The organism is Exiguobacterium sp. LL15 (assembly GCF_024436095.1).
GTDB lineage: Bacteria > Bacillota > Bacilli > Exiguobacteriales > Exiguobacteriaceae > Exiguobacterium_A > Exiguobacterium_A indicum.
This window is the reverse complement of the sequence record NZ_JANFNX010000001.1, coordinates 1,032,673-1,049,976: the sequence shown is the minus strand read 5'-3', so window position 1 is coordinate 1,049,976 and position 17,304 is coordinate 1,032,673. Positions and strand designations below refer to the sequence as shown.

Annotated in this window: 19 protein-coding genes; 4 read left to right on the top strand and 15 right to left on the bottom strand. The window is 46.7% G+C overall.

Annotated features, from left to right (window positions below; all coding sequences use genetic code 11):
- Nucleotides 1–23: 23 nt before the first annotated feature.
- Both NOM72_RS05170 and yvfG read right to left on the bottom strand, forming a co-directional pair.
- Nucleotides 24–635 carry an NUDIX hydrolase gene (locus NOM72_RS05170; protein WP_023468602.1) on the bottom strand — a complete coding sequence of 204 codons (612 nt, stop codon included), beginning with the start codon at nucleotides 633–635 and terminating at the stop codon, nucleotides 24–26.
- Complete coding sequence (gene yvfG / locus NOM72_RS05165) at nucleotides 632–862, bottom strand: protein YvfG (protein ID WP_217448908.1); 231 nt, start codon at nucleotides 860–862, stop codon at nucleotides 632–634. Before yvfG ends, NOM72_RS05170 begins: the two co-directional genes overlap by 4 nt.
- A 79-nt stretch (nucleotides 863–941) precedes the next feature.
- Between yvfG and NOM72_RS05160 the strand changes: the two genes are divergently transcribed.
- Nucleotides 942–2,516 carry an FAD-dependent monooxygenase gene (locus NOM72_RS05160; RefSeq protein WP_023468604.1) on the top strand — a complete coding sequence of 525 codons (1,575 nt, stop codon included), beginning with the start codon at nucleotides 942–944 and terminating at the stop codon, nucleotides 2,514–2,516.
- Between the two features lie 33 nt (nucleotides 2,517–2,549).
- Nucleotides 2,550–2,867, top strand: a complete 318-nt coding sequence (locus tag NOM72_RS05155; RefSeq protein WP_023468605.1) for a hypothetical protein — start codon at nucleotides 2,550–2,552, stop codon at nucleotides 2,865–2,867.
- Between the two features lie 44 nt (nucleotides 2,868–2,911).
- Here NOM72_RS05155 and NOM72_RS05150 read toward each other — a convergent pair whose 3' ends face one another.
- From NOM72_RS05150 to recU, 7 genes are all read right to left on the bottom strand, one after another.
- The gene (locus NOM72_RS05150) at nucleotides 2,912–3,466 is read right to left on the bottom strand and encodes a nuclease-related domain-containing protein (RefSeq protein ID WP_255998004.1); all 555 of its coding nucleotides are present in this window, start codon (nucleotides 3,464–3,466) and stop codon (nucleotides 2,912–2,914) included.
- A gap of 129 nt (nucleotides 3,467–3,595) precedes the next feature.
- Nucleotides 3,596–3,910 carry a cell division regulator GpsB gene (gene gpsB, locus NOM72_RS05145; RefSeq protein ID WP_050677422.1) on the bottom strand — a complete coding sequence of 105 codons (315 nt, stop codon included), beginning with the start codon at nucleotides 3,908–3,910 and terminating at the stop codon, nucleotides 3,596–3,598.
- Nucleotides 3,911–3,915: 5 nt separating this feature from the next.
- Complete coding sequence (locus NOM72_RS05140; RefSeq protein WP_255998002.1) at nucleotides 3,916–4,476, bottom strand: SLOG family protein; 561 nt, start codon at nucleotides 4,474–4,476, stop codon at nucleotides 3,916–3,918.
- Nucleotides 4,473–5,657, bottom strand: coding sequence for a ribonuclease H-like domain-containing protein (locus NOM72_RS05135; protein WP_255998000.1), 1,185 nt, complete (start codon nucleotides 5,655–5,657; stop codon nucleotides 4,473–4,475). Before NOM72_RS05135 ends, NOM72_RS05140 begins: the two co-directional genes overlap by 4 nt.
- A gap of 17 nt (nucleotides 5,658–5,674) precedes the next feature.
- Nucleotides 5,675–7,939, bottom strand: coding sequence for a DEAD/DEAH box helicase (locus NOM72_RS05130; protein ID WP_058264838.1), 2,265 nt, complete (start codon nucleotides 7,937–7,939; stop codon nucleotides 5,675–5,677).
- Between the two features lie 103 nt (nucleotides 7,940–8,042).
- A complete protein-coding gene (locus tag NOM72_RS05125; protein WP_052017100.1) occupies nucleotides 8,043–10,679 on the bottom strand; it encodes a PBP1A family penicillin-binding protein in 2,637 nt (878 codons plus the stop codon).
- Between the two features lie 20 nt (nucleotides 10,680–10,699).
- Nucleotides 10,700–11,326 (bottom strand): Holliday junction resolvase RecU, encoded by a 627-nt coding sequence (gene recU, locus NOM72_RS05120; protein ID WP_035396916.1) that lies wholly within the window; start codon nucleotides 11,324–11,326, stop codon nucleotides 10,700–10,702.
- Nucleotides 11,327–11,400: 74 nt separating this feature from the next.
- Between recU and NOM72_RS05115 the strand changes: the two genes are divergently transcribed.
- Both NOM72_RS05115 and NOM72_RS05110 read left to right on the top strand, forming a co-directional pair.
- Nucleotides 11,401–11,703 carry a DUF1798 family protein gene (locus tag NOM72_RS05115; protein ID WP_023468613.1) on the top strand — a complete coding sequence of 101 codons (303 nt, stop codon included), beginning with the start codon at nucleotides 11,401–11,403 and terminating at the stop codon, nucleotides 11,701–11,703.
- 175 nt (nucleotides 11,704–11,878) lie between these two features.
- On the top strand, nucleotides 11,879–12,793 hold the full coding sequence (locus NOM72_RS05110; protein WP_023468614.1) for a DUF3800 domain-containing protein: 915 nt from the start codon (nucleotides 11,879–11,881) through the stop codon (nucleotides 12,791–12,793).
- A gap of 39 nt (nucleotides 12,794–12,832) precedes the next feature.
- Here NOM72_RS05110 and nth read toward each other — a convergent pair whose 3' ends face one another.
- From nth to NOM72_RS05080, 6 genes are all read right to left on the bottom strand, one after another.
- Nucleotides 12,833–13,489 (bottom strand): endonuclease III, encoded by a 657-nt coding sequence (nth, locus tag NOM72_RS05105; protein ID WP_023468615.1) that lies wholly within the window; start codon nucleotides 13,487–13,489, stop codon nucleotides 12,833–12,835.
- A gap of 4 nt (nucleotides 13,490–13,493) precedes the next feature.
- Nucleotides 13,494–14,072 (bottom strand): DnaD domain-containing protein, encoded by a 579-nt coding sequence (locus tag NOM72_RS05100; protein WP_023468616.1) that lies wholly within the window; start codon nucleotides 14,070–14,072, stop codon nucleotides 13,494–13,496.
- A 75-nt stretch (nucleotides 14,073–14,147) separates the two neighbouring features.
- Complete coding sequence (gene asnS / locus NOM72_RS05095; protein WP_255997997.1) at nucleotides 14,148–15,437, bottom strand: asparagine--tRNA ligase; 1,290 nt, start codon at nucleotides 15,435–15,437, stop codon at nucleotides 14,148–14,150.
- Nucleotides 15,438–15,466: 29 nt separating this feature from the next.
- Nucleotides 15,467–16,648, bottom strand: a complete 1,182-nt coding sequence (locus NOM72_RS05090) for a pyridoxal phosphate-dependent aminotransferase (RefSeq protein ID WP_058264834.1) — start codon at nucleotides 16,646–16,648, stop codon at nucleotides 15,467–15,469.
- A 14-nt stretch (nucleotides 16,649–16,662) separates the two neighbouring features.
- Complete coding sequence (locus NOM72_RS05085; protein ID WP_023468619.1) at nucleotides 16,663–17,130, bottom strand: hypothetical protein; 468 nt, start codon at nucleotides 17,128–17,130, stop codon at nucleotides 16,663–16,665.
- Nucleotides 17,127–17,297: a YpmA family protein gene (locus NOM72_RS05080; RefSeq protein ID WP_012370646.1), complete on the bottom strand. Its 171-nt coding sequence runs from the start codon at nucleotides 17,295–17,297 to the stop codon at nucleotides 17,127–17,129. Before NOM72_RS05080 ends, NOM72_RS05085 begins: the two co-directional genes overlap by 4 nt.
- Between the last annotated feature and the right edge of the window lie 7 nt (nucleotides 17,298–17,304).

The window sequence follows — 17,304 nt, the reverse complement described above, 5'->3', positions numbered from 1 at the left end:
ATATAAAATAACGACCGAAAAAGCTAGTCACGCGTCAATTGAGCTAAGAACTGACGCAAGATTTTAGCGGTTAATCCCCAAATCAGATAATCCCCGTGCTCATAAAAGTGCTCCGTGACTGTATACGTACGATCCAGATAGGCTTCTCGATTCGCCATGCGTTCGGTTGGCACTTCCTTACCGGGGCGGATCCGCCACTCCATATCTCCTTTAATCGGCTTCGAAGTCATCAATTCCGTTAATGACACGAGAAACACATGATCGACTTCGGCCGGCGAAGGATTAAAGTCCGTCGCATGAAGAATACCAAGATACGGGTAAATGATCGACCGGTTCGGTGTCACGAGTGGTTCAAGCGTTCCAATCACTTCAATCTCAGAAGCACTGACATTTAATTCTTCGACCGTTTCACGGACAGCTGCTGCTTTCGGTAATTCACCACCATCGATCCGACCACCTGGAAAAGCGATTTCACCTGGTTGCGAACGTAGTGTCTTAGCTCTCACTTGAAATAACAAATAGACTTCGCCATCTTGCTCGACTAATGGAACGAGTACAGCTGCCGCATGACGAGGTAAACGTTCTTCAGAATCTACGTAATGCTTTCGGATATCGGCTAAGTTCACCTGTTTCATCGCCCTTCTTGTGCAACGTGTTGGTACGCCTCTTCCAGATGGCGCATACGGACGATGAGATCCGCATTCTTAGCAATCCGGTCCGATAAAATCGATCCTGCTACCGTCTTGTAATAGGCGTTTAACGCATGTCGTTTCGTCAGATGTGCCTCATTCTGACGGATATATTCTTTAAAATTCGCAATCAATCGTTCTGTCGTAAAAAGTTGTTCGTTCACAAGTTTCATCCTTTCACACGTCAAGCGTGTCATCAATAGTTTAATGGTAACGAGTTTTGGCTAAGATGTAAATTAAGGGGGGTTATCCGTGAATAAAAAATTAGATGTCCTCATTATCGGTGCCGGACCAACCGGTTTAACACTCGCACTCGCACTCTCACGCTATGGATTATCCTTTCGCATCGTCGAACGTGCAAGCGGACCATCTGTCGTCTCAAAAGCGATCGGGATTCAAGCGCGTTCTCTGGAGTTGTTCGCAAGGCTTGGTGTTGCAGAAGACTTGATGGAGAATGCAATCAAAATCAATCAAGGAAACCTCTATGTCAATGGTGCATGGCAGGCAAAACTTGATTTTACGGATTTGAATACACCTTTTCCGTTCGTCACGCTGTTGCCTCAAAGTGAGACGGAACGGATTCTCGAAGCGCAACTCGCCAAATATGGACACGTAGTCGAGCGCGAAACAGAATTAACAGGGTTTGCTCAATTTCCAACATTCGTTACAGCATCCTTACAACATAAAGGAGAAACAGAGACGGTCGACGCTTCCTTCATCATCGGAGCAGATGGTGCAAACAGTTTCGTCCGTCGTGAGCTCGGGCTTCCGTTCAGCGGGAAGTCGTTTAAAGAATCGTGGGCACTGGCTGACATCGAGGTCGACTGGCCGCTCTCTTCTGAGGAGGTTCATATCTTTTTCTCTGATCATGGCGTTATCGAGTCGTTCCCTCTCCAGTCGAACTTGTTCCGGATTACCGGCAATCTAACGAGCGGACCTGTTCCGACCGACCATAAAGCGATTGACGATTTTTTACAAAATCGAGCAAAAGTACCGTTTGAGCTCAAAAAAGTCCATTGGTATTCCATGTTTCGCGTCCATAACCGGATTATCGAGAAATTCGGACACCACCGGATTTATTTGATCGGGGATGCAGCACACATCAATTCACCCGTCGGTGGTCAAGGAATGAATACCGGAATTGCTGATGCGATGAACCTCGCTTGGAAACTATGGTGTGTTCATCAGTTCAAGGCGAGTTTTCCGTTACTTGATTCTTACAGCGTCGAACGCCGAGAAGCAGCACAAGGTATTTTACGATCAACCAATCTTGCGACGGAACTCTTGCAAATCAATATCCCTTTTTTATTGCCCTTGCAGGAAAAAGTCATTCGAAATAGTCTCAAGATCGCACCCTTACATCATTTCGTGACGAACCGGATTGCACAGCTCAACAGCCACTACCCAGCGAGTTCGACCTTCGTCACACAAGGACACTTTAGTCCATTGACACCAAAACCAGGTGAACCGATGCCTTACAGTGAAGTCGTTCACCCGCGGACGAAAAAGAACGAACTATTGTTACGTCGTGCCGATCGGAATTTCTTATTACTACTGTTCTTACCAAAAAATGCAACCGATGATCTTCTTGAGCCATTCAAGGAACTCGCCTATACCTATCCCGATCTATTTGAGACAGTACCGATCCATCAATCCCTTAAAGAGGATGGTGTCGTCGATCAAGGTGGTGAACTGGCACGACGCTTTGGCATCAAGCAATCTGGATTATATTTAATTCGCCCTGACGGTTATATCGCGTATCGCCAACAAGGTTTGAAAAGTAAATCGTTCGCCCGCTATGTTGAACGTTTACTTTATGCGCGTTAACTCGGTATGATAGTAGGTGAGGTGAAGGCAAAGATGGATATACAGCTAGTTCGAACGGTTTTAATCATTCTTTTAGTCATTGCATTTCTCGTCATCGTCAGCAGACGAACGAAGGAAAACCTTCGATGGTCACTGATCGGGGAAGCATTTGGTGAAAAAGGAGAAGATTTATTAAAGGACGCTGCGCGACTCGAAGCAGCTGACTTAGAGATTCGAGTCGAACGCGGCGTCAAGACTTCGTTTTTATTCCGACGTTTCAGTAAAGACTTGGATGATCGCGTAGCGGTGTATGTCTTGAAAGAAGACTTGGATCAAGCTGAAGACATTCTTGCGTCTCGACCAAGACGATGAATTCAAACGAAAAGGCAGTGAAGCGAGCGCTTCACTGCCTTTGTTCATTCCTGTTGCTGCGCGAGATAAAACGCAACTTGTTTTCGTTCTTGCTCTTGAACAGGGGAGGATTTCTTTGAGACGATGAACGCCCGCACATCTTTAAAGCTGTGCCCCGTCGGGAATTTAATTCGTTCCGTCCGCATCTGTGGTGCATTCGGAAAAAGTGTAATGCCATGAATCGGAATGATGATCCCTTGTTCTTTTAGCGTTTTTCGAACCGCTTGAACGATTTGTTTCGACTGATGGATGGGATGAGGTGCAAACACTTTTCTTCCATGCTCAGCATCCATGACATGGCAAGATTCCTCCGTCATCCATTCTACGACCGCATCGTTTTGTAACACGAGGAACAATCCTTTTGGTCCGATCAGCGCAAAAGGAATGACTATCGTGTCAGAAAGACGAATCCGATCAAACAACATCCAATCAAAACGACAAACATGACGGATTTCATTACAGAGTGCATCCGTTTCACTCGTCGTCGTATTCACTTGTTTACTTGCAAAAAAACGACGGCGCGGTGGTTGAGGAACAGAAGCAGTCATGACTTGTAACATGGTTCATCATCCTTTGTAGTATGTATTATTAGTTATCTTAACACCGTTTTCGTTCAGATGACGATTCTTTCAAAAAGAAGGAAATAAAAAAGACACTTCTGATCTGACAGAAATGTCTTTTTTGATGCGTCAATCTTGGTGCGGACGTCCGAAAACGGCCTTCTCTAGATTCGAAATACGACGTAACATATCATAGTTCGATGAACTTGATACTTGTGGTTCCGCTTGTTCGACGCGGCGTTCTTCACGTCTTACCGGTTGTGCTGGTGCTTGTTTTAACGCCTCGTTCTCTTTCTTCAGACGTTCGATCTCACGTTCGAATCCTTCATAATCTTTAATGATTTGATCCAAATATCCATCGACATCTTCGATGACATAGCCACGGAGGCCGGTTTTGAATTCCTTTTTGTAAATATCGTCCGCTGTCAACAATGGCTTATACATCCTCTTCACTCCCACTGATCATTGTATTGTAATTCTTGTTCGAGCCAAGATAAATCATCTTGTGTAATTAAAAACAACTGATAATCGGATTGTTCCATTTCTATTCTAGCACGCTCTACTAAAAATTTCGCCGATCCTCCATGTTCTTCATCAAATACCGATAATAATCCTTGGCTTTTTTGAATCATGAACTCGGTTTTATTGCGTAACTGCGATGGATCCGTATACGGTTTCTGACTGATTGCTTCGACGAAGTCCGCTTGTTCAAGAATGGAAAGGTACTGCGCTTGAACTGGCTCTTTCCAGCGTGCTTCCTGTTCCAAGAACGGCAAAAGAATACCGAGACGAACATGGGGATACTCTTCCTTTAAATCAAGTATGACCTCGCATGCCCAGATTTCGCAACCCGGTGAGGCATTCGTGATAAACCACTCTGTGCCTCGATCCTCAATTAAGCGAATCATCCGCTCTCGATATGCTGCCTTTAAGACCCGGATCCCAGGGTGTTTTTGATCAAAGATACCTAGTTCATTGGGTTTGTATCCTGTGATGGCGACAACTTTCACGCGTCACACTTCCTTTTCAACCGACGTCCTCGATGATCCAGCTCTGCTAAGATTCGTTCTTTTTTCGTAATCAACCAATGATGTCGCTCGACGTGTTGTCGTGCTCGTTCCGTATAATCATAAGCAAGCACTGGATCTTTTGCAATGTGCTCTGCCCACTTCGCAAGCTCAACATACCCTAAATAACTGTCGCTCTTCAAGAAACACTCTCGAGCTTGTTCATGGTTCTTCATTTTTTTATGCAAATATCCTTGGCGCAACCATCCTTCTGCTGATAGTTCTTTGACTTGCTGAAAATGAGCGTGTGATCCTTCATGAATTCCGAGATCTGCCAGCCAAATCGCGATGTTTTCTTGAATTGGGGAAGGCGCCTCCGCTCGATGTGTGACGAGTCGGTTGCACGCATCATAGAGTCCGACAAGCGTCAGACAATCATCCAGATGATGTTGCAAGACCCCTGTCATGATATCCGGATGCTGGTGTTCGACGTACTGAAAGTAATGCATCGGCGCCAAAAATCCAGGTAAATCCCCTTCCCGTTCAAATCCGATTCGCTCTTCCATCGCTGTCAATCGATAGGAATCATACATTCCTTTAAAGATTCGTCGCGCGACATGAAGTAAATCGAGATGACCGACTTTCGGCAAACGCGGAACACGTTCCCGAACGAAGACATGACGTGTCTTGATTTGCGGCCAATCAAAACTTTTCCCGTTATAGGTCACAAAGCGGACATCATCTCCGATATCGTGCAGGAAGTGATGGTAAAAGGCAGCTTCAAAGTGCGGATGCGGTAAGAAATATTGTCGCATCAGCAATCCGCCCTGCTCAAAGCGCGCAAACCCGAGTAAAAAGATCGTCGTTCCAGTTCCTCGTAATCCTGTCGTCTCCGTATCAAAGAAAATGACTTGCTCAAGTGGAACATCTAGTGCAAGCGGTGGATGAGGAAGTTGTAAGGACTCATACACTTCAGCAAAGCTTCGGTCTCCATGCCGATCTGTTAATGCATATCGCTTGTCGATCCTGACAATCCACTCTTCTTCGAACGTCAAGATATCGGCCCCACGATCAATCCAGGCTTGCTGTTCGTCAGTCCACCCGATTGGTGTTTTCAGCGTCTCCACTTCAGGAGCGGAAGACACTTGATCCTCCGGTGCGGCGTCTGATGTAGATTTCAGCATACGTCTAAGACGATTTTTCATGATAGTTCCTTCTCCATTTCTGCCAACAACTGAATCGTTCGTTCTTTCTCGTCTGCTACGCCAACCATACCGATACAGGCAGGACAACCGTCCTGACACGGGCATGTGACGATCGAATCACGGGCGGCACGCAACATGACAGCGCGTTGCTTATAAATCGACTCCGCGAGACCGACACCTCCAGGGTAACGATCATATAGATAAACAGTTGGCTGTTGCGTGTGTGTCGCCTTGACTTGTGGCACGACGAAGACATCACTGGCATCACACATCAAATAAAGCGGTGCGACACGTCTGAGACTATTCGCGACTCCTTCTAGCACTTGTTCGAGCTCTGTCGAAGAGCGTGCGTGATCGGGTAACGTGAACCAGACACCTGTCGTATGAATTTCTCGTTCCGGTAAGTGAATTGGACCAGAGCCGATGTTCTCATGCGTACCGAACTTAATCTTCTTAAACATCGTCGCCATTCCGCGGACGCTGACATCACCGCGCGCAACACTATATTCTCCCTCTGCATACTGTTCATCTTCTTCGAGCACGGAAAGGTCGACTGAAAAATTAGCATCCGTATAATAATCAACGTCCACGGCACGGACGAATGCTTTTTTCTCTTCGAAATCCAAATGCTCAACTTGGTATTGATCAGCTCCGTGAAGATAAATGGCCTCGTCATGTAACAATGTCATCGCACTAAACGTATCCATTTCACCGATGACTCGATTCGGTACCTCGGTCTGATCGACGATGATGACGTTCTCTTGATCACTCGACCGAAGTGATATTCCATGAGCCGGAAACGCATCGTTCATCCAATAAAATCGATCGCCCCGTTCGTGCAGGACACGCTCTTCGACTAAGTATTCGAGGATATCTTCCGTCTCGAGCGTTCCAAATGATTCTCCTTTCGTAAAAGGCAGTTCAAACGCTGCACATTTGACGTGATCGACGGCAATGATCAGATTATCTGGATCGAGTCGGGCTGCTTCCGGGGATTGATTCAAGAATAACTCTGGTCGTTCTGCGACATATTGATCGAGCATACCGGAAGAAGCGACAAGAATGATTAACGCATCATCTTGACGGCGCCCCGCTCGTCCTGCTTGTTGCCAAAGCGAAGCAATTGTTCCCGGATAACCATTCATGATACAGACTTGCAGTTGACCGATGTCGACACCAAGTTCGAGAGCGTTCGTCGAGACGATACCGGTGATCTCTCCTTGACGTAACCGTCGTTCGATATCGCGACGCTCACTCGGCAAATAACCGCCCCGGTACCCTTCGATCGATCGCGGACCGAGCTCATGCGGATAGATGCTTCTTAGATACGTCAGTAAGACTTCAACGCGAACGCGTGACCGTGCAAAGACGATCGTTTGGAACTTTTTCTTGATGAAACGCATCGCCAGTTGTTTCGTCTCAAGCGTCGCAGAACGTCGAATGCCGAGTTGTGCGTTGACGATCGGTGGTTGATAGACAAGAAAATGTTTACGTCCTGTTGGCGCACCGTTGTCATCAATCAAACCGACTGTTTTTTCCGTCAGACGTTCTGCCAGTTCCTTGGGATTGGCAATCGTCGCACTCGTCATGATGAAGACGGGATCACTACCATAATACCGACAAATCCGTCGTAAGCGACGAATAACATTGGCGACATGACTACCAAACACGCCACGATAGGTGTGAAGCTCATCGATGACGATATACTTCAAGTTCTCGAACAGTTCGATCCATTTCGTATGGTGTGGTAGGATGCCGGAATGTAGCATATCCGGATTCGTGATGACGATATTACCAGCTTTTCGTACTTTTGTTCGAATCGTCGGTGATGTATCTCCGTCATAGGTAAAACATCGGATCGGCGCCTCTAATTGATCGATCAGTTCAAGTAATTCACTATTTTGATCCTGTGCGAGGGCCTTTGTCGGATAGAGATATAATGCCCGCGCGTTCGGATGCTCGAGCAGGTGCGATAGGACCGGTAAGTTAAAACAATAGGTCTTTCCGGAGGCAGTCGGTGTGACGATGACCGTCGATTCTCCCGCTTGTACACGTTCAAACGCTAACCCTTGGTGACGATACAATTGTGTGATCCCACGTGTGCGAAGGGCTTGTCGTAAACGCTCCGGGAGTCGTTCTGGAAAATCGACATAACGCCCAGCTGTCGCTTCCATCGTTTTCATATACGTAATCCGCTCCATGAACGAGCGGTCCTGTTTCAATTCTTCGAGAAATGCAACGAGCGTTTGTTTCGCTTGCATGCCTTCACTTCCTTCCACTTCTCATTATACAAAAAAAGAGGCAAGACCAAAGAACGAACTACTCGTCTTTGGCCTTGTCTACTTTACAAGTGACGCTCCTTTATTAATCTTCAGAGTCGTCTCCACTGTTATTCGGATTGTTCGGATTGTTGTTTCGTTCCGCTGGTACATTTGAGTTATTTTGAGCATTCGCCCCATCATTCGATGACGGTTCATCCGTCGTCGGCTCGTCCGTTGATGGTTCATCTGTCGTCGGTTCATCCGTCGTCGGTTCGTCCGTCGTCGGCTCGTCCGTTGATGGTTCATCCGTCGTCGGCTCATCCGTCGTCGGTTCATCCGTCGTCGGTTCATCCGTCGTCGGTTCGTCCGTCGTCGGTTCGTCCGTTGTCGGTTCGTCCGTTGTCGGTTCGTCCGTTGTCGGTTCTTCTGCTTCAGGATCCGTGACCGTTACTGTCGTCGAAACCGGACCTGATTTTTCTCCAGAAGCCTTCGCGACGACTTGGAATGTCGAGCGACCTGGCTTCAATCCACTGATCGCAATTCGATTCGTCGAGCTCGTTCCGACTGTCGATGATTGACCATCAGCATCCGTCATTGTCACTTCAAACGAGACATCGTCATACCCATTGGCACGAAGCGCAGCATCATTATAGTTCCAAGTCAGTTCACCGCTCTTTGTGTCTTCATCGTAAGATGCTTGTAATCCAGTCGGAGCGGGTACCGTCTTTTTTTCAACGACAGGTTCCTTCGTCCCTTTCACGTACAATTCGTTTCCGATACTGAGGACAGAACTAGGTTGTTCAAATGGTGCCGGCGTACGATCACGTGTCTTCGTGATGAAATCTTTCCAGATTTGTTGCGCCATCGTACTGTTATACGGACCACTGAGCCCTGCACCATTGTTATTGCCGGACTTCGTAGTTCCTGTCCATACACTGATTGAAACGTCTGATGTGTATCCAGCAAACCAGACATCTTTGTAAGCATTCGTCGTCCCAGTTTTTCCAGCTGCGTCAAACGATAATCCAGCGCTTGGGAACGTACCGCCTGGTTTCAAGACATCACGCAACATGTCCGTCAACATATACGCCGTGTAGTCTTCCATTGCTTTTTTCGATTTGACTGGTGATTTGATTTTTGATCCATCACTGTATTCAATCGATTTGATCAGGTGCGGTTTGATATAATCGCCACCGTTTCCGAGTGTCGCATAAGCCCCAGCCATTTGAGTCGTATTGAAACCATGCTTCATCCCACCAATCGCATAAGCTGGTGAAATCGACTCATCGTCTTCTAATTTCAAACCTGATTTTTCAGCGAATGCTTGAACTGGGTCACCACCGATTTCTTGATACGTTTGGATGGCCGGTGTGTTCGCTGAAATTTTTAACCAGTGGCGTATCGTATTCGTGCCACGGTATCCATCATAATAGTTACCAATCTCTTTTCCATTGACTTCTGTTGGTTTATCCGTCAATTGCTTCGCAGTCGACCATTTATCGTTCTCGATCGCTGGACCATACGCGAAGAATGGTTTTGCGGACGATCCCGGTTGGTGCGGTTCATTTGCGTAGTTTCGTCTCGCTGTTCCCTTACCCGGATTTTTTCCGTCTACGACAGCTAAAATCTCACCCGTTTGTGTATTCACTGCCGAAGCAGCTGTCTCTGCATATTCAGGCATTTTAACGATTTGGTCTTTTTTGATGGCTTCGTTCATATAATCGTGCATCGGTTTATCGATCGATGTATAGATTTTTAAACCTTGACCATAGATGTCTTTTCCTTCCAAGCCAAAATCATCTTCTAACTCTTTTGATACCATATCGAAGATGACACTATCGTAAGATTCATCCTTTGTTGACTTCGGTGCCGGATTGATCAATTTTGAGATTGGCTGCTTCACTGCTTTATCCCGTTGTGCTTCTGTAATGACGCCTGTCGTCTGCATCGCATTGAGTACTTGCGTCTGACGCCATTTCGTTAACTTCGGATCTCCTTTAATTGGATCGTATGCCGTCGGACGCTGTGGGAGTCCTGCGAGCATCGCGGCTTCCGCATAATTCAATTTATTTACAGGCTTATTGAAGTATGCTTTTGAAGCGGTTTGGATGCCAAATGAATTTTGACCATAGTAGTTTTTGTTCAAGTACATCTCTAAAATTTGATCTTTTGTATAGTCCTGTTCTAAACGAATCGCGAGCCATTGCTCTTGGACTTTCCGTGTAATCGTCTTATCAAAAGTCAGGAACGACTGTTTGACGACCTGTTGCGTGATTGTCGAAGCCCCTTCAGAACCAAATCCGTCCGTCACGTTCGCGATGATGGCTCCGCCAAGACGACGGAAATCGATTCCATTGTGCTGATAGAAACGACGGTCCTCAATCGAAATGAATGCGTCCTTGACGACTTCAGGGACTTCATCAATCGAGACGTATTCCCGACTCGTTCCACCTTTCGTAATTTCCTTCTTATTACTTGCGTAAATTTTTAGCGGCAAAGCATCACGTAATTCTGCTTCATCCAGCTCAGGAGCAGTAGCTACGGCATATGCTGCAAAACCGCCACCAATCAGCATCATTAAGATGAATAGACCGGTAGCAATCAGTAATAACTTTTTCCAAAGTGGACCTTTCCCACCGGAACCTCCACCTGACTTTTTCTTTTGGGGACGTTTCGTCCGTTTCATCTTTTTCTCAGATGACTTCGTCTCTTCACGACGTGCGACACGACTTCTTTCCATATGCTATCCTTCTCCTTCAATCAAAAAGTGTCTGAATTGAAATATAGTTCGTCCACTGCCTTTAAATAATCGATGGCAGGGTACGCGCCAGTCTCGACTTTGATACCGTCTCGTTCAATGACCGTCAGCGGAATAGATTTTCGTCCGCTTTCTAGCTGATCCCACCAGGGGAACACGTGCTCGACTGAAAGCACATATTGCACATTATACAGACTGAAACGAATGATGACAAAACAAATTCCTCCATGTTCGACACATTGGCGCATGTGTGCGATTTGATGGGGGTGAAAATTTTTTATCGGGAAGGATGTTTTATTCGTCGTCTCCTTCGCTTCGAAATCAATATATTTTCCGCGATAAACACCGTTATAGTCCGTCGTCGACGGTTGCTTGAAATAGGCTTCCTTGACGACCGCTGCCGACCGTTTTGGATAATCGACTTGGACGATTTGTAACGGAGTGGGTTTCTTGTGAATGATTGCCCGATTATGGGTCAAGTAAAACGTATTACTTTCATTCAATAATTTTTCGAGCGTCATCCCTCGATTCGAAAAGGTCGAATCGGTTGATCGCGCCTTCTTGATTCGGGTTCCATGCGACTCGAGTGGCTTTTGAAATTTTTTCCCGTTCGGGTAATTCAAAACGATTCCCCTCCTATCGCGTTTATTGTACCATGATATGTGATTGTACCGTATCGGCCGAGAGGAGTAGTTAAAAACCAATGACAATTGAACCGTTATTACAAGAGATTGAACGTATTTATCAAGAAGGACGTGCCGGAACCGAATATGACTTCAATCGTGACGTCGTACCGTTCGTTGAACGAGCGGATCAACTGATTGCACAGTGGCAAACGAATGCCCAGGATAGTCCTTACTTACGACCTAGCATGGTCGAAAGCGCCGTGGATCAACTAAAGCAAATTTCCGTTCAAGCATTTCAGCCAAAAACGAGTCTGAAACGCTTCAATGAAACGATTAAATCCGTTCGTTATATCGATCGCTTGATGAATGGTGAAGAATAACGATTAAAAAACAGGAATTATCTTCCTTAAGTCGAACACCTAATCATACGAGAGAATGTTTCTACGGTTTCACTTATCAGGCTATAGCTTTTCAGCCGCCTAGCGTGTAAAGTGGCATCAAGAGCATTTCTTTCGAAAAGACTGTGTAATTATTGTGCAATTGGAGGAGATTCATTTGAACAAACGGGTACAATCGAACGTCAAAGGCGTTGACGTCAAAGGATTTCCTAAGAATTCAACCCCTGCCCCGAAGAAATACATCATGTTCGTCGATGAAACTGGGACACCGAAAGGGAATACACAATTCAACTTAACGGGTGTCTTGATGGAATATAAATATGCCATCGATTCGGATGAGACCGGTGAACCAAGTCCGCTTCGTCAACGTTTGATGGATTTTAAGGCAAAAGTTTTTGAAGATCCACATATTCCGCTTCATTTGAAGGAGATTTTAAAAGCGGAGCATCCGTACGGTAAAGAAGATGGCATCACGATCGATATGTTACGACATTTCTGGATCGCCTTGCCGGAATTTTTAGTTGATATTGATTGTACGATCGTCAGCGTCGAAGTCGATAAACAGAAGCTACAAGACTTCTTCTCGACACCGAAGGATCCGTATGTCGTTGCCTTCGCTCATTTGATGAAGTCGTTTTATTCCTTCCTCGATGAGACAGAAGCAACGAGTGCGCGTGTTGTTCTTGAAAGCCGTGATGATTATCAAAACTTGCTCATTCAAAAGGCGTTCTTCGATATCTTCAATTCGGGAACGGTCCATCTCGACGTCGAAAAAAGTCGTCAAAAAATCAAAGGCTTCATCTTTGCTGAAAAAGACAGCGACCTCTACCAATCTGGTCTTGAGATTGCCGACTTGGTCTGCTTACCTTTATCTCGCGTTCGTCGTGGTGTCATCGAGGTAAAACCCCGGTTTGTCCATTATGGGGACGAAAACCGGATTTTTAAAGCCATCAAAGATAAGATTTACATTCGCCGTGATAGTCCGGACCAAGATTTCCGAAACTGGGGATTCAAAAAAGTACCGATCACGAAAAAGCGTCGTGAATGGTCCGATACTCCTTGGAATGGATGATATGCAAAAAAAGTGGATCCGGTATCGGATCCACTTTTTTTATGGTGTAGCTAGTCCTTTTGTCCGCTTTTTCCCCTCTCGACACATGTCGAGTAACGGGCACGCTTCACAGTTCGGACGTTGTGCCTTGCAGTGATAACGTCCAAAGAAGATGAATTGGTGATGAAGCTTTGACCAACGCTCCCGTTTGAAGCGACGCATCAGTGTCGCTTCAACCTGCGTGACATTATCCTTCCAGCGACAGATCCCGAGGCGCTTCGAAACACGTTCGACATGCGTATCAACCGCAAATGCCGGTACATCGAAAGCGACAGACAAGACGACGTTCGCCGTCTTGCGTCCAACGCCAGGTAAGGCTTCGAGCCCGGCGCGTTCCGTCGGGACTTCTCCGTCGTGTTGCGCAAGGAGTTGTGCCGCAAGCGCTTTGATGTTTTTGGCTTTATTTCGGTACAATCCCAGTCGTTTGATTTTATCCTCGATTTCCTCAACGGGTGCCGCAGCAAGCGAAGCAGGATCCGGATACGCTGCGAACAACCCAGGCGTCACCTGATTGACAAGTACGTCGGTCGCTTGTGCACTGAGTGCAACCGCTACGACCAGCTCAAACGGGTTGCGATGAATCAACTCACAAAATGCATCCGGAAACATCTCTTCTAACGTTGCTTCAATCCGATCGATTTCTGCCTTTCGTAACATCTCCTTAACCTCCCCGCCCTGCGAGATCCTCAAGCGTCTTGATCCCTTCACGTTCCCATGTCCGCAGAATTTGATTGATATAGGTCATTTTGCGGACATTATGATAGACTGCTTCTCGAAGTGCGGCAAGCACTAGCTCTTCCGAAATGTTCTCGATCGTCAACCACTGAATGATCTGCTCCATCTGAAACGGTGACATCATCCCGAGTTCCCGTTCGAATTGCTGGAAGACGGACGGGTTGATCGTATCAAAGTTCGGTGCTTCCTGTTCCGGTGGTGCCATCAGCTTTTCGTAAAGCGGAACAAGCGAATAACGTTCAGACCCATTGACGTTCTCCATTGCCAATAATCCTTTTTGTAATAAACCGAGTGTCGTCTCGATTGTTTCCGTCTCGGATAGTCCAAGTCGATTACTTAACTCTTCCGGTGACGGCATCTCCATACCTTCTGCCCGGCAAGCAAACAGTTGACCAATCAATGTGAACTCGACAAAACTGATGCCTAACCGTTTTGCCTCGGTGAACAATCGTTTCGGTAAGACGACCGTCCCTTCCTCGAATAATTGCACTAAATTATGATTCATCGTATTTCCTCGATTCTCTAGTCTAAACAAGAAATCGACCCGTCGAGACGATGGGTCGATGTTTTTCCTTACTGCTTATGGATAGAGGCGGTTTAGCAAACGTGGGAACGGAATTGTTTCCCGAACGTGCTCGACACCTGTGATCCAAGCGACTGTCCGCTCTAAACCAAGACCGAAGCCACTGTGTGGAACAGAACCGTATTGGCGTGTTTCGAGATACCATTTATAAGCACCTGTCTCGTCAAGACCATGTTTCTTCATCTCAGCGAGGAGTTTTTCGTGATCTTCTTCACGTTGTGAACCACCGACGATTTCCCCGTATCCTTCAGGGGCAATCAAATCATCACACAAGACGAAGTCTGGGTTTTCCGGATTTTCTTTCATGTAGAACGGTTTGATTGCTTTTGGCCAATGCGTGATGAAGACAGGACGTGCGAAGCTGTTTGCGATTGCTGTCTCGTGTGGTGCACCAAAGTCATCGCCGAATTCGATATCATCGAATCCTTGCTCCTTGAGCATATCGATTGCTTCCGTGTACTTGACGCGCGGGAACGGTGCTTTAATGTTTTCAAGGACCGTCAAGTCACGTCCAAGCAACTCAAGTTCTGCACGACAGTTTTTCAGTGCTGATTGCACAAGGTGCGAAACATAGTTTTCTTGGACTTCGAGGTTCATCTCGTGATCGTGGAATGCCATCTCAGGCTCCATCATCCAGAATTCGATCAAGTGACGACGTGTTTTTGATTTTTCAGCACGGAACGTTGGACCGAACGAGAAGACCTTTCCAAGTGCCATTGCTGCCGCTTCCATGTAAAGCTGACCCGATTGTGAAAGATACGCATCTTCATCGAAATATTTCGTATGGAACAATTCTGTTGTTCCTTCTGGTGCGCTACCTGTCAAGATTGGCGGATCCACTTTGATGAATCCTTCTTGGTTAAAGAATTCGTACGTCGCACGAATCAATTCGTTTCGAACGACCATGACCGCATGCTGGCGCTTTGAACGCAACCAGAGGTGACGGTTATCCATTAAGAAGTCCGTTCCGTGTGCTTTTGGTGTGATCGGATAATCGATTGCTTCATGGATGACTTCGATTTTTGAAATTTCCATTTCATGACCGATCGCTGTCCGACCGCCATCTGATTTGATGACACCTGTCACCCATAGTGATGATTCCTGCGTTAAGCCTTTTGCTTGTTTGAATAAGTCTTCGCCGACTGTTTCTTTGACGACGACACCCTGCATGAATCCAGAGCCATCCCGAAGTTGGAGGAAGGCGATCTTACCGCTTGAGCGTTTGTTTGCTAACCAACACCCGATCGTCACTTCTTCTCCTACATATTTGTTTACATCCCGAATCATTGCTTTCAACAGTCAACATCCTCTCTCTATTAAACGGCTGTATGTGCCGTGATGAATCCTTCAATCCGGTCGAGTGCCTCTAGGACACGTGCCGGATCCGTCGCGTAAGATAGGCGGACATAGTCCGGTGCACCAAATCCTGAACCTGGAATCAAGGCGACCTTCGCTTCAGATAAAACAGCTGTACACCAGTCATCGACATTATCGAATCCACACATCTCGGCAGCTTGCTTTGCATGTGGGAACAAGTAGAATGCCCCTTCCGGCTTCAGACACGTTAATCCTTCGATCTCGATGAGTCGTGCATAGATTTTTTCAAGTCGTTCTTCAAAGATGACACGCATCGCTTCGACCGGTGCATCGCCTTCTGCATACGCAGCAACCGATGCTGCTTGCGCAATCGATGTCGGGTTCGACGTCGAATGGCTCGCTAAGTTCGTCATCGCTGAGATGATCTCTTTCGGTCCGATTGCATACCCGATCCGCCAGCCTGTCATCGCATGGGACTTCGAGACACCATTGATGATGACCGTCCGTTCGCGCATCTCTGGCAAGGACGCGATCGAAATATGTGTCGCACCGTTATAGAGCAACTTTTCATAAATCTCGTCACTGATGACGAGTAGATCGTGCTTGATCGCAACATCTGCTACCATCTCGAGCTCTTCTTTCGAATAGACCATTCCTGTCGGATTCGATGGTGAGTTCAAGACGAGTGCTTTCGTTTTTGGGGTAATGTGTTGCTCGAGCAATTCCCGTGTCACTTTGAAGCGAGACGATTCGTCCGTTTCTAAAATGACCGGTATGCCGTCACTGAGTTTAATTTGCTCTGGATAACTGACCCAGTATGGTGCTGGGACGATGACTTCATCGCCTGGATCGAGAATCGCTTGGAACAACGTTGATAGTGCATGCTTTGCGCCTGAAGCGACCATGACTTCTGAGCGTTCGTATGGCATCCATAAGTCACGGCGTGTCTTTTCGATGATCGCATCTTTCAAGGCAACCGTTCCGCCAGACGGCGTATACTTCGTATCGCCCGCTTCTGCTGCCTCGAATGCTGCTTGGATGATGAATTCCGGTGTATTGAAGTCGGGCTCTCCCGCACCTAAACCGATGATGTCTTGACCTTCTTCACGTAGTGCCTTGGCTTTCGCTGTGATGGCTAGCGTCGTAGATGGTGTCAATTGTCGTACGCGTTTCGATAACATGTCGCCCACTCCCTTTACTTGATTCGTAATCGCTTGATGAAAGAACCTTCTTGATACGTGTAATACGAATAATCATAGCCTGTCGTTGTCTTTGAAACGATCTCGATGACGGCACGATCCTCAAAGCCGTACTTAGCAGACACGATGTCTCCTAGTTCCGGATGATCCGCGATGACCGTTTTGATGGCAATACCATCAGCAACTGGTCGTGTCTCAATCGTTCCTTTTTTCGGAACGAACGCCCGTACCGCCTGTCCATTCTGCTTCATCGTAAAAACGACATATTGACGTTTCCCGTTAAAGACTGATTCGAACCGGACGTCCGTTGGTTTGAGTTCTTTTTTCAGACGCGCCTCTGCTTGTTCGGCGACGCTCTGTTCCCGGTCTTTTGCCTCAGCGATCGTCACCTGATAAACGGCGGTGCCAAGTACAGTCAAAAGGATGAGTGCACTTAGCAGACCAAGCGTGATTTTCCACTTCATGTGCGGTAGATGGTAAAGACCATCTGCTCCTTGTCTTTTTCATCGAGAGCAAGACCGAACATTAAATCTTCCGTTTTCAGTGTCCGATTCAACAAGTCGACGATTTTATACGTATCGTCATGGCGGTTCACTTTGACGGTCGCAAGTGTTTCAATTTTTGAATCCATCTGTATG

Excerpts from the sequence above, each read along its gene's own strand:
- NOM72_RS05170 (WP_023468602.1), bottom strand. The coding sequence starts at position 635 with ATGAAACAGGTGAACTTAGCCGATATCCGAAAGCATTACGTAGATTCT.
- yvfG (WP_217448908.1), bottom strand. The coding sequence starts at position 862 with ATGAAACTTGTGAACGAACAACTTTTTACGACAGAACGATTGATTGCG.
- NOM72_RS05155 (WP_023468605.1), top strand. The coding sequence starts at position 2,550 with ATGGATATACAGCTAGTTCGAACGGTTTTAATCATTCTTTTAGTCATT.
- NOM72_RS05150 (WP_255998004.1), bottom strand. The coding sequence starts at position 3,466 with ATGTTACAAGTCATGACTGCTTCTGTTCCTCAACCACCGCGCCGTCGT.
- gpsB (WP_050677422.1), bottom strand. The coding sequence starts at position 3,910 with ATGTATAAGCCATTGTTGACAGCGGACGATATTTACAAAAAGGAATTC.
- NOM72_RS05135 (WP_255998000.1), bottom strand. The coding sequence starts at position 5,657 with ATGCTGAAATCTACATCAGACGCCGCACCGGAGGATCAAGTGTCTTCC.
- NOM72_RS05130 (WP_058264838.1), bottom strand. The coding sequence starts at position 7,939 with ATGCAAGCGAAACAAACGCTCGTTGCATTTCTCGAAGAATTGAAACAG.
- NOM72_RS05125 (WP_052017100.1), bottom strand. The coding sequence starts at position 10,679 with ATGGAAAGAAGTCGTGTCGCACGTCGTGAAGAGACGAAGTCATCTGAG.
- NOM72_RS05115 (WP_023468613.1), top strand. The coding sequence starts at position 11,401 with ATGACAATTGAACCGTTATTACAAGAGATTGAACGTATTTATCAAGAA.
- nth (WP_023468615.1), bottom strand. The coding sequence starts at position 13,489 with ATGTTACGAAAGGCAGAAATCGATCGGATTGAAGCAACGTTAGAAGAG.
- NOM72_RS05100 (WP_023468616.1), bottom strand. The coding sequence starts at position 14,072 with ATGAATCATAATTTAGTGCAATTATTCGAGGAAGGGACGGTCGTCTTA.
- asnS (WP_255997997.1), bottom strand. The coding sequence starts at position 15,437 with ATGATTCGGGATGTAAACAAATATGTAGGAGAAGAAGTGACGATCGGG.
- NOM72_RS05090 (WP_058264834.1), bottom strand. The coding sequence starts at position 16,648 with ATGTTATCGAAACGCGTACGACAATTGACACCATCTACGACGCTAGCC.
- NOM72_RS05085 (WP_023468619.1), bottom strand. The coding sequence starts at position 17,130 with ATGAAGTGGAAAATCACGCTTGGTCTGCTAAGTGCACTCATCCTTTTG.
- NOM72_RS05080 (WP_012370646.1), bottom strand. The coding sequence starts at position 17,297 with ATGGATTCAAAAATTGAAACACTTGCGACCGTCAAAGTGAACCGCCAT.